Annotated in this window: 11 protein-coding genes; 9 read left to right on the top strand and 2 right to left on the bottom strand. The window is 37.3% G+C overall.

The annotated features are described in order from the left end of the window. Positions 1-270 precede the first annotated feature (270 nt). Entirely contained in the window at positions 271-1614 is a 1344-nt protein-coding gene (locus tag JW841_18485; protein MBN1962925.1) for a hypothetical protein, read from the bottom strand. 233 nt (positions 1615-1847) lie between these two features. On the opposite strand from JW841_18485, the gene recA reads away from it, so the two are divergent. From recA to JW841_18440, 9 genes are all read left to right on the top strand, one after another. Next, the gene (gene recA, locus JW841_18480; GenBank protein ID MBN1962924.1) at positions 1848-2993 is read left to right on the top strand and encodes a recombinase RecA; all 1146 of its coding nucleotides are present in this window, start codon (positions 1848-1850) and stop codon (positions 2991-2993) included. 156 nt (positions 2994-3149) lie between these two features. Next, positions 3150-4043, top strand: coding sequence for a class I mannose-6-phosphate isomerase (locus tag JW841_18475; protein ID MBN1962923.1), 894 nt, complete (start codon positions 3150-3152; stop codon positions 4041-4043). Between the two features lie 98 nt (positions 4044-4141). Beyond that, positions 4142-4339: a 50S ribosomal protein L31 gene (gene rpmE, locus JW841_18470; GenBank protein ID MBN1962922.1), complete on the top strand. Its 198-nt coding sequence runs from the start codon at positions 4142-4144 to the stop codon at positions 4337-4339. A gap of 224 nt (positions 4340-4563) precedes the next feature. After that, positions 4564-5637 (top strand): peptide chain release factor 1, encoded by a 1074-nt coding sequence (gene prfA, locus JW841_18465; GenBank protein ID MBN1962921.1) that lies wholly within the window; start codon positions 4564-4566, stop codon positions 5635-5637. 4 nt (positions 5638-5641) lie between these two features. Next, the gene (prmC, locus tag JW841_18460) at positions 5642-6535 is read left to right on the top strand and encodes a peptide chain release factor N(5)-glutamine methyltransferase (protein ID MBN1962920.1); all 894 of its coding nucleotides are present in this window, start codon (positions 5642-5644) and stop codon (positions 6533-6535) included. A gap of 15 nt (positions 6536-6550) precedes the next feature. Further along, positions 6551-7741, top strand: coding sequence for an AI-2E family transporter (locus JW841_18455; protein ID MBN1962919.1), 1191 nt, complete (start codon positions 6551-6553; stop codon positions 7739-7741). 47 nt (positions 7742-7788) lie between these two features. Continuing rightward, positions 7789-7962: a 4Fe-4S binding protein gene (locus JW841_18450; protein MBN1962918.1), complete on the top strand. Its 174-nt coding sequence runs from the start codon at positions 7789-7791 to the stop codon at positions 7960-7962. Between the two features lie 245 nt (positions 7963-8207). Further along, positions 8208-8633, top strand: coding sequence for a hypothetical protein (locus tag JW841_18445; protein MBN1962917.1), 426 nt, complete (start codon positions 8208-8210; stop codon positions 8631-8633). 274 nt (positions 8634-8907) lie between these two features. Continuing rightward, positions 8908-10344: a glutamine synthetase gene (locus JW841_18440; GenBank protein ID MBN1962916.1), complete on the top strand. Its 1437-nt coding sequence runs from the start codon at positions 8908-8910 to the stop codon at positions 10342-10344. 117 nt (positions 10345-10461) lie between these two features. Here JW841_18440 and JW841_18435 read toward each other — a convergent pair whose 3' ends face one another. Next, entirely contained in the window at positions 10462-11340 is an 879-nt protein-coding gene (locus JW841_18435; protein ID MBN1962915.1) for an RNA polymerase factor sigma-32, read from the bottom strand. Positions 11341-11674 lie beyond the last annotated feature (334 nt).

Genomic DNA, 11674 nt, shown 5'->3' with positions numbered 1-11674 from the left:
TCTTATATTTAAAAGCATAAAAAAGATCTCTCACTACGTTCGAGATGACACCCATGTTTCGCCAGTATTTATTGAGAACTTACACCGAGAATAAATAATAGTAATCTTTGCGAGTAATTTGGAATAAGTGATTCAAAAACAGTTTTATAAATCTGGGGACTTACTATTAATACTATTGCATAGAGAACTGATATGATACACAGAAGTGTTATCTTAAATATATGGGGTTTAATTAATTTTAAAAGCAATATTAGTACTCCATTACGGTGATTAGATTTTTTTTCGCGTGCGCAACAATTGTGTAGCGTCTTGTAAATATTCAGTTAAATCAGTAGGACTTCCGTCATTAGTTAGATTTATACGAAATACGCCTTGATTAGGATCATAAGCAGTAAAATATCCAGATAATTGTGCCGATTGAATAAGCGATACCTGTTGCTGCATTGATAATTTCGCAAATGGTGTGCTTGGGACGTCACCTTCCCAAGCATGAGCACTACCATATTTAAAGCGTTCGATGATTGTTTGTAATATAAAGTCGCTACATCCAACTTGAAATTGCCATATTCGCATTGCTAAACTTACTAAGATATGTGGCAGAATTATGCCATCATCGAAAGCTGAAATATAAATGTAGATATTATTTTCAAAGGTTTTACCGGGCAATGATTCATTAATTGGGGCATCAATTTCGCGTAAACGAATTACGTTATAATTAATTGAGTTTGCAAATACTGAACGCAGGCAGGCAATTTCACTAGGTTTCAATTTACGAGCAGGTTTACTTAAGAAAATATTAATGAAGGCATACCAGCTAGTGGCAAAAATAGTGATACCAAGATTGATAAAGTTTAAAAAGAAATTCGTAAAACCGGCGCCAATTTGGTTAAACCCCACTTTGCTATTACCAGAGCCTAAAACATCAATACCTTTAGCTAATGATGTTTTGCTTTCATGTAGTCCACGACGTAATCCTTTGAAACACCAAGCAAGTCCATCTGAAAACATAAAAATCGTATCACTTATGCGTTTGATGAAATTATTTTGCTCTGTGTTATTTAGTGGCTTCGCTGATTGTAAATAGTCGTCAACAGAAGCAGCGTTGTATGTTTTTGTTCGGTTGTCATATTTATCATCTTGCCCTTTAATATTTGCTTTTTGCTTAAGGTCAGATTCAAAAAATTCATCAGTGACATCTTCGTTAAAATCTTTTGTAGCATTTGTACCAAAGGTAATATCTGCCGTAGTGGTACTCTGATTTTTTTCAGATGGTATTTTAGTTGTTGTTGTCGAAAAATCAAAGCCGGCCTCTTCGGCTTGTTCGGCAGCCATAATATTGCTGGTTACATTTTGCCTTCCGGTTGTGTGTTGCCACCCTGCTCGGGCTTTATGAGCTGCGTTTGTTGCTTGTTCGAGTCCGCTTTGTTTAGCTTGTTGACGCTGATATTTAACAGATTTTTGTTCCGGCTCAGTGTCGTCCTCATCTGATTGCTGTTGTTTGCCTTGGTGTCGAGCGGCTTCTTGAAGTCGTTCTTGTGCTTCTTCGCGCGCTTGCGCTTCTTGTTGTAAATGGGCTTGTTCAGCACTTTGTATAGTTTTTATATCAAGTGGCATGTTGCCCTCATAATCTTCAATATTGCCTACCGCATTATTAAATAATGAGGTGACAAGCTAACCTATAGTCACATAAAGATTAAATCATTGCTGGGGTTAAAAAAGTACTTAATTTGTTAAATTAGAAGAATAAAATTTAAAAATGAGGTACGATACATCTGTTCAGGTAGTTATATTTAGGCTATGAAGGATAGCGCTAAAGAGCAACATACAAACGCACGGAGTAATTATTAATGGCACAACAGTATAACAACAGTGGCGCTTTTGATCGTGAAAAAGCAATTGAGCTTGCTATGGGTTCAATTGAAAAACAATTTGGTAAAGGCGCGATTATGCGTCTGGGTGAGGGTGAGGCTATTTGTGCTGATGTGCCGACTATTTCAACTGGTTCAATTGGGCTGGATGTCGCTCTTGGTATTGGTGGTATACCACGTGGTCGCGTTGTTGAAATTTACGGCCCTGAATCTAGTGGCAAAACTACATTGGCATTACATGTTATTGCCGAAGCACAAAAAAAAGGTGGTGTTGCCGGTTATATCGATGCTGAACATGCTTTAGATGTTACTTATGCTCGTAAGTTAGGTGTGCGCACTGATGATATGCTGATTGCTCAACCAGATACTGGTGAGCAAGCATTAGAGATTGTTGAGATGCTGGTTCGCTCTAATGCTATTGATATTATAGTTATCGACTCTGTAGCTGCTTTGGTGCCACGAGTTGAAATTGAAGGTGAAATGGGTGACCAGCATGTTGGGCTGCAAGCTCGTTTAATGTCGCAGGCTTTACGCAAATTAACTGGTGTGATTGCCAAAAGTCGTACCTGCGTGATTTTTATCAATCAAATTCGTATGAAAATTGGGGTCATGTTTGGTAATCCTGAAACTACTACTGGTGGTAATGCCCTCAAATTTTATTCTTCAGTTCGTATTGAGATTCGTCGTACTGGGGCGATTAAGAATGCCGATAAAATTTTGGGTAATCGTACTCGCGCTAAAGTAGTTAAAAATAAGCTTGCACCACCATTTCGTGAGCATGAGTTTGATATTTTATACGGTGAGGGTATTTCAAAGACGGGTGATCTTCTTGATATTGCAACAGATCTTGGGATTATTGATAAAAATGGCTCATGGTATTCATATAAATCAGAGCGTATTGGTCAAGGTCGTGAACAAGCTACAGAGTATCTTAAACAACACCAAGATACTGCGCTCGATATTGAAGAACGTACGCGTTTGCATTTTGGCTTAGTTCCAGAGGCGCGAAATGCTTCGGCTTCCTCTAATGATGTGACAAAAAAAGACTCAAAACCTGAAAACGAAGAAAATCAAAGTGGTAATAAACGCAAAAAAGTGCAAAGTGCGGCTTCAGCAGCAAATTAGTAGATGTCAAAACGCATTTATTTATAGAATTTAATATTTCATGAACTGGCTAATTTTACGTAACTTTTTTTCTAGTGTTGTGCATACAAGATGTTTTTCTTTATTTGATTTGCAATCTTACTTGCTTCAACGAGACATCAACATTATTTACGATTCATGATTCGATTTCTGCCCATATATAAGCAAACCATTTGGGGCCATAACCGCTTTGCCGTAGAATTTAACCGCACTTTACCAAGTGAAAAAATTGGTGAATCTTGGGAGTTGGTTGAGCTTGAAGGCAACGAAAGCCAAGTAGCTAATGGACCGCATGAAGGTAAGGGTTTAGGTGAACTTTGGCGTTCAGGTATTTTCGGTGGTTCGGCGCAAGGCAAATTTCCTTTTATGGTGAAATGGATTGATACGCATCAAAAGTTATCGGTTCAGGTTCATCCTGATGACGCTGCGTGTAAAAAATTGGGTTTTGGTCAACCCAAAAGCGAAGCTTTTTATATTGCCGAAGTTGATGCAGGAGCATTTTTACTTTTAGGTCATTATCCAGGTTTAGATGCTGCAACTCTTCGTCAGGCATCTAGTGGCGGTACCATTAGTAAGTGGCTTTATGAAGTTATGCCACGGGTTGGGGATATAATTACCGTTCCAGCAGGCACATTACATTGTTTAGGTGCTGGTTTGTTGACATTAGAAGTTGGTCAACCTTCTGCAACTACTTTTCGTGTTTATGATTGGGATCGTACTGACGCAATGGGCAAAATGCGCCATTTAGCTATAGAAGAAGCATGTGTCTCGGTGAATTTCCCACACTCGCAAGTGCCCAAGGCCGAGCGTGAAGGTGCTTTGGGTCCAACTTTCCGCATGCAACCATTACGTGTTGGTATTGAGGTTGGTGGCGATAATTTGCGTGTATTTGTTGCTGATAGCGGTCCAGCTAAGTTAACCCATTTACGGGGTGAAGAAATATTAGAATATGGTGATTTAGTTGTTGCTGAAGTAGCAGAAGGGCCGGTGCGAGTAGCTTCAGGTACCGCAGTGTTGATCTCCGAACCATAGAATTACTGTGATATAATACAGTGATAGCTTGACAACCATACTCGAGATCCTTTAATTAAGCGCCTCTTCTTTTGGGATCTGCAAAAAGAGGTTGAATTATGAAAGAGGGTATTCATCCTGAACTACTGGCATCACGGATTGAATGTGCATGCGGAAATGTAATTGAAACACGTTCTACCCGTGGTGATTTTAAAGTAGATATTTGTTCTGCTTGTCATCCTTTTTTTACTGGCAAGCAGAAATTAATTGATACTGAAGGTCGCGTGCAACGCTTTAAGCGAAAATACGGTCGTTAACCTCAATAGCATAAGGTTAATGGGTTTTTTATTAATTTTAAATTAGACCCAAAACCATTTTTTCCTTTGACGCAATTTTGTAAGTGAGTAACTGAAGCATTGACATGTATTAGTTAATGCCAAGGTAGTTTTGCGCAAATATTATTCATAGGGACACTCCCTAATTGCGATATTAAATTTTTTACTGTTTAAAAAAATCTGTCGTTATTGAGGGTCTTCTTACGATGATGCTTAAATTAGAGCAGGTAGAACAACGCTATGAAGAGTTAAACGTTAAACTCTCAGATCCTGAAGTAATTGCTGATCCCAAACGTTTACGTGAAATAGGTAAAGAACACAGTGACCTTGCCGAAGTGGTAATGGTTTATCGTGAGCTAAAAAAAATAAAAAGTGATATTAAGGATAATCGAGAATTAATTGATTTAGAAAATGAGGCAGAATTAATCGCAATGGCAAAAGAAGATATTGCCAGGCTTGAAGAAAAGCACGATCAATTGTTTGAACGATTAAAATTATTATTGTTACCAAAGGATCCGCTTGATCAAAAAAATATAATTCTTGAAATTCGTTCTGGCACTGGTGGGGATGAAGCGGCACTGTTTGCAGGTGAATTATTTCGAATGTATGCACGTTATGCTGAAAAGAAAAGTTGGTTAGTAGAATTAATGTCATCATCTGAAGGTCCAAGAGGTGGTTTTAAAGAAGTAATCGCGATGATATCAGGTAAAGAAGTATATTCAGATCTAAAATATGAAGCTGGTGTCCATCGTGTACAACGAGTGCCTGAAACCGAAGCACAAGGCAGAATACATACTTCTGCAGTCACTATAGCAGTGATGCCAGAAGCCGAAGAAGTTGATGTAGATATTCAAGATAAAGAATTACGTATTGATGTTTTTCGCTCTGGTGGTCCAGGTGGTCAATCAGTAAATACCACTGACTCAGCAGTACGTATTACGCATATACCGAGTGGTATTGTGGTTATCTGCCAAGATGAGAAAAGTCAAATTAAAAATAAGTCAAGGGCAATGAAAATTTTACGTGCTCGTATGTTAGAACAAAAACGATCTGAGCAAGACGCCAAACTTGCTGCCGAAAGAAGAGCAATGGTTAAAAGCGGTGATCGTTCAGATAAAATTCGAACTTATAATTTTCCTCAAGATCGCTTAACTGATCATCGCATCGGTCTTACAGTACATAATTTACCCGGAATTTTAGCAGGCGATATTGAATCTATAATTGTTGCATTGCGAACGCATTATCAAACTGAAGCATTGAAAAGTGGTCAAATGGGGTAGAAAGTTGCACATAGTTAATTTCGAGGCGAAATCAGAGCCATGGACTATTGGCAGGGTGCTTGCCTGGACGACAAATTATTTTGCACAACATGGTATTGAATCTCCAAGATTAGATGCGGAAGTTTTATTGGCAGCGGTTTTATTTAAAAATCGTCTTTATCTGTATACTCATTATGACCAGCCATTAAATGAAAATGAACGTGCAAAATATCGTCAATTTGTTCAAAGACGAGCAGCACGAGAGCCGGTTTCATATATCTTAGGTGAAAGAGAATTTTATGGTTTATCTTTTATTATCACTCCCGATGTCTTAACCCCGCGACCTGAAACGGAACATCTAATTGATTCGGTTCGCGATTGGTTAGATAAAAATATGTTATCAACTCCGATAATTGCGGATGTTGGTACAGGAAGTGGAATAATAGCTATTGCTCTAGCTAAACATTTTCATGAAAGTAAAATATTTGCTGTAGATATTTCAGAAAAAGCTTTAGAAGTTGCAAGGCAAAATGCAGCTCGACATGGAGTTTTAGCACAGCTACAGCTACTAAAAAGTGATTTATTGACAGTAATTGATAAAGAGTTAATTTTTAATATAATTGCAGCAAATCTTCCATATATTGCAGATTCAGAGCGAAATAATATAATGCCTGAAGTTCGTGATTATGAGCCCGCTTTGGCTTTATTTGCCGAAGATGAAGGGCTGGCCTTGATAAAAAGATTAATTGTTCAGGCAGTAGGGCATTTGGCCAAACCAGGATTGTTGGCACTTGAAATTGGGGCCGGACAATGGTCAACTGTACAACAAATTTTGCAAGCAACCGGCGAATTTGATGTTGTACAGGCAGTAAATGATTTGCAAGGGTATCAACGAATAGCTTTAGCAATACGTTTATAATAGTACCTAATTTAAATGATATTGGTACTAGGGATACTCCCTAATATTCGTTATACATTTAAGTGGCAAATCACGGCAAAGGTAATGGCTATCATGAGTGTAAGCGAACAGCGTAATGAAACAAATATAGATCGACAAGAGACAACTATTGAGCAACGTTGGTATACACATCATCGGTATCTTTATTTACTGGCTAAAATTATTCTTTTTACTGCAGTTTTGATATTATTTTGGCGATTGTTTTCAGTGGTTTCGACTGTGCTTATGCCAGCAGTCGTGGCTATGATTTTTGCATACATTTTTGATCCTCTTATTGATATATTTGAACGTCGTGGTTTTAATCGAACCCTAACAATAGCTGCATTGGTCTGTATATTGATTATAATAGTATCTCTATTGATGATCATTATATTGCCAGCATTCATAAATTTAGCGATTGAAACTATACAAAAATTGCCAGGTTGGTTGACTGTTTACTTTCATAAATTAGAAGATTTTGCTCGTAATACTTTGGGATATAGTGGGGCTGAGATAAGTGGAGTTTTACGTAAAGAAATTGCAGGGGTACAAGGAGCAGTAAAAGGTTTGCTAGGTGGTATTGGTAGTTCGGTATCCACGGTTATCAGTACCTTATTGGTACCACTTTTCTTTTTCTATTTTGTGCGAGATTTCGATCGCATCAAATTCAAGCCTTTATTATTAATTCCACCGCGGTTTCATGATTATGTGATATCACGTGCGCAATTGATGGATAGCAAAGTTGGTGGATGGATACGTGGGCAAATACAAGTAGCATGCCTTTTAGCTATTCTCTATTCCATAGGACTCACAATTGCTGGGGTTAAACACGGTTTTGTTATAGGAATAGTCGCGGGCTTATTTAACGTGGTTCCATTTGTTGGTTCCGCATTAGGAATTAGCTTATCAGTATTAATGGTGCTTTTAGCACATGATAGTTGGTTAACTTTATTTGCAGCATTAGGTGTATTTGCAGTGATTGTACCAATTGATAGTTATTTTATTACTCCCCGTTTGGTTGGTGCTAAAGTGGGTTTTCACCCCTTAATGATTATATCAGTAGTATTAGTAGGGGGGTCACTTTTTGGATTGGTAGGTATGCTTTTTGCAGTACCTTTTACAGCAGCTATCTCAGTGTTATTAGAAGATGCTATTGCTGTTTGGCGTAAAAGTAATTTTTTTAAATAAATCGACTAATTGATACATTTACAATTGATTTTTATAAGAGAGTGGTTATGAGCAGAATCGATATAGATAAAGAACTTTGTAAAGGATGTGAACTTTGCATTCGTGCATGTCCACAAGGCGTTTTATGTACAAGTAAAGATATTAATTCTAAAGGATATTTTCCCGCGATGGTTAGTCAACCCATGCAGTGTATAGGTTGTCGTGTATGTGTGCTAGTTTAGTAAACCCCAAATAATTGAACAAAATAAATCGGCTCTCGAGAGCGGATATAACTTAGTACCAAATAAAAAAAATAATTATCCTAATTTAATAACTATATGAGTTAAAACCTATATTTATTAACCACATTGAAGATCTATTACCAAAAATTTAATTTTAAGCAATATTAATACTCGGACTTGAGCTCTGAGAATTGTTTGGTTAAGATACCCCCACGATTTTTTATTCTAATTACAAGGGGTTGTTCATGGGTCTCGTAAATGGATTGTGGTTAATCGTTTTAGGTGTATTAGGCGCTGCTAGTTTAATTATTGCCAAAAAGCCAGATGCCAAAGAGTTGATTAATAAATTAACGCCATATCAAGGTTGGATAGGCGCTATTTCAGCTATTTGGGGTGCCTGGAGAGTTATTTCTTCTATTTTAACTTTAGGTTGGTTGGCTCATTGGCCAATTATTTGGATTACTTGGACAGCCAGCGCAGTGTTATTACTATCTCTCGGCCTATTATTAGGCATTGGTGTTTTAAAAACATTTATTAAAAATGACCAAGCTCAAGCAAAAATGGACCAAGCTATTGCAAAACTTGCTCCATATCAGGGAACTTTGGGAATTATTGCTATTTGTTTAGGTATTTGGACAGTATTATCAGGTTTTTTATTTAGAATGGTATAATTTTTATACAAAAATAAATTAATATTGCGGTAATTCAATGAAATAAGCCTAAATTAGCGCGGTAATAATTTTACCGCGCTAATTTTTGTTTAGCAGGGGGTGTACCTATATATCCTAGGCATAAAATGATCGTATTTAAAATGATCTTTGTTGTATTTATGACAATTTTATAGTATTTGTTGTCAACATTATTGTTATTCTCATTAACTTTGAGATAAATTAACAGAATTTTATCTATAAGACACGGCATTTATGCCTGAAGGAGTAAAAGCAAGTGGAGACTAAAGGGTTACGTGATTTTTTAGAGATTCCTTATGATCGTCTTGAAGAAATGAATCTCAAGAATAAAGAAGACCGTTTAAATCGCGTTTCAATTGATAAGCTGCGTGAACAAAATAATAAGCAGCTAGCAGACGAAAAGCGAATAAAGGCAATTACCGTATGCTTTACCGACCTTGAAGGTCGTTTGCATATGCTTGATTATGACAAAAAGTTTTTGCTTAAGTCCCAAGACAATCTAACTTTTGATGGCTCTTCGATTCGAGGTTTTTCTGAGCAAGCTGAGAGTGATTTACGCTTATTATTAGATTGGTCGTCGTTATATTGGTTACCATCAGATGTATTCGGTCCTGGCAAAGTCATTCTCTTTGGTGAGGTCTGCAATCGTGATAGCTCTCCCTATTCTGCAGATTTTCGTTCACGCTTAAAACAACTCAGCAAAGAGCTTTACGAAAAAGACAAAACAGTAGCTAATGCTGCAACTGAAATTGAAGGTTTTATTTTCAAAGGTCGCGATGCTGAGCGCCGTTATCATGAAACCGGTAAATTCGATTTTATTTCAACTGGTGGTTATTATCATTCATTACCGGGTGATCTTTTAAGAGTTTTTATTGATAAGGCTGCTGAAGTTCAAAGAGCCATGGGTTTTCAAAATGAGAAAGATCATCCAGAAGTTGCACCAAGCCAATTTGAGATGAATTTCTCATATGCTGAGATTACTACTGCCGCCGACCAAGTACAGCTTTATAAACTACTATGTCGTCAAGTAGCTGCACAAATGGACTTAACAGCTAGTTTTTTACCTAAGCCAATGATTGGTATCAATGGCAGTGGTATGCATACAAACATGTCGATTGCTCGCGATGGTAAAAATCTATTCTATGATAAAAATGGCCAAGATGGGTTGTCAGCATTAGGTTGGCAATTTATTGATCGATTTTTAAATCATGCTAATGATATTTGCCTTATTGGCAACTCAAGCGTTAATTCCTATCGCCGCCTTGATCCACACTATGAAGCACCAAATCAAATAAAAGCAAGTGCGGTAAATCGTGGTGCTATGGTACGTATTCCACTTGGAAATGAACGATCGGCACGTATTGAAATGCGAGCAGTGGCCCCTGATGCAAATCCATACATGTTGATGTATTCATTGATTCGTACTGGTTTTGAGGGTGAAAATACACCAGACGATAACGATAAACGTTCACGTACACGCTTTCTACCTGACAATATATTTGATGCAATTCGTATGTTTAAGTCTAGTCCATTTGCAGCAAAGCTTTTAGGTGAAGATATTCAAAATAAATATGCTGAATTAAAGCTTGCAGCGGCTGAGCGTTGCCCAAAACAACTTGGTACTTTAATTAAATCTTCTGAGATTCAGTTCCACCATGAAGTAACCAATCAGTATCTTTGGAACAATTTCTAAAGCTTAGATTCTTTAAGACAATAAAGCAGCTGGTTCCTGTTTTTTAAGGTACCAGCGGCTTTTTTTATTATATGCTGTATTACAAATTAGATTAAGAAGACTAACAGCCTTCGGATTTTATGATGCTACACTAACAGCGGCTTCTTCGCCATTAGCTTTTGCGAGAGCATTACGAAGTTTATCTACAACTCGTTTTTCAAGTTGACGTACACGCTCGCGCGATACTTTGAATCGATTGCCGATTTCTTGTAGTGTCTGAGGTTCGTCTTGAAGCATACGATGTTCAACCACATAACGTTCTTTTTCGTTTAGTTTGCCCATTGCAGCAGCAACTTCACCACGAAGTAAATGTTTTTGTTCTTGTTCAACTAATTCATCTTCTTGAGAGAGTTGATGTTGGTAAGAAAGTTCATCCAAATAGGTGTTATGGCTATCTTGTGATATATTAGCATCAAGTGAGAAATCGCGAGCTGCTAACCGTAATTCCATTTCATCAATTTCTTTAGTTTTTAGACCAAGTTCGGTAGCTAAATTTTTTTGCATTTGAATGTCGTCATCACGACCAGCTTCAGAATATTCTCCTAAAGCTTTACGAGAGAAAAAAAGTTTACGTTGTGCATAAGTGGTGCCAAGTTTTACCAACGACCAAGAACGTACAATAAAAGAACGAATTTGAGCGCGAATCCACCACACGGCATATGAAATGAGACGGTAACCTTTGCTGGGATCAAATTTTTTAACCGCAACCATTAAGCCGATGTTGCCTTCTTGAATTAAATCAAGCAGGGATAAGCCATAAGCACGATATTGATGGGCTATTTTTACTACGAAGCGTAAATTAGATACGACTAATTTATGAGCAGACGCCACATCACCATGATTACGGTAGCGATTCGCAAGTTCAATTTCTTCATCGTGCGAAAGCAATGGGTATTGATTTATTTCAGCAATGTAGTAGTCTAAATCGTTACGTTTTAAGGCAATAGCCGTGTTCATTCTTTTACTCCCACATATAATTTTAGAGCAGCAATCGCCTCTGTCAAGTGTTGTAAAATAAATTTTTTATTTTTTCACAAACGATCTATGTGCTCTAAATAACAACACTTTTTCAGATACGTCAATGAGAAAAAAGGTGCAAAAAAATCCAAAATAAATAATCATAAATCTGCGGGATAATCCACACGCTTTTTTAATATAATTATGTAAATAATAAGAATTAACGTATTAGGGACACCCCCTAGTTAATCTGACTCTTGATCTCATCTCTGTAATTGATCGATTTTATTAGGCTTTACTGGATGCCCTCTTTCGAGGGCATGACGTAGAGAGT

It is taken from the genome of Deltaproteobacteria bacterium (assembly GCA_016931625.1).
Lineage (GTDB): Bacteria > Myxococcota > XYA12-FULL-58-9 > XYA12-FULL-58-9 > JAFGEK01 > JAFGEK01.
The sequence above is the reverse complement of the archived record's forward strand: the minus strand, read 5'-3'. Positions and strand labels throughout refer to the sequence as shown.

Bases quoted from the DNA above. Each gene is read 5' to 3' on its own strand.
- JW841_18485 (MBN1962925.1), bottom strand. From the start codon at position 1,614: ATGCCACTTGATATAAAAACTATACAAAGTGCTGAACAAGCCCATTTA.
- recA (MBN1962924.1), top strand. From the start codon at position 1,848: ATGGCACAACAGTATAACAACAGTGGCGCTTTTGATCGTGAAAAAGCA.
- JW841_18475 (MBN1962923.1), top strand. From the start codon at position 3,150: ATGATTCGATTTCTGCCCATATATAAGCAAACCATTTGGGGCCATAAC.
- rpmE (MBN1962922.1), top strand. From the start codon at position 4,142: ATGAAAGAGGGTATTCATCCTGAACTACTGGCATCACGGATTGAATGT.
- prfA (MBN1962921.1), top strand. From the start codon at position 4,564: ATGATGCTTAAATTAGAGCAGGTAGAACAACGCTATGAAGAGTTAAAC.
- JW841_18455 (MBN1962919.1), top strand. From the start codon at position 6,551: ATGATATTGGTACTAGGGATACTCCCTAATATTCGTTATACATTTAAG.
- JW841_18450 (MBN1962918.1), top strand. From the start codon at position 7,789: ATGAGCAGAATCGATATAGATAAAGAACTTTGTAAAGGATGTGAACTT.
- JW841_18445 (MBN1962917.1), top strand. From the start codon at position 8,208: ATGGGTCTCGTAAATGGATTGTGGTTAATCGTTTTAGGTGTATTAGGC.
- JW841_18435 (MBN1962915.1), bottom strand. From the start codon at position 11,340: ATGAACACGGCTATTGCCTTAAAACGTAACGATTTAGACTACTACATT.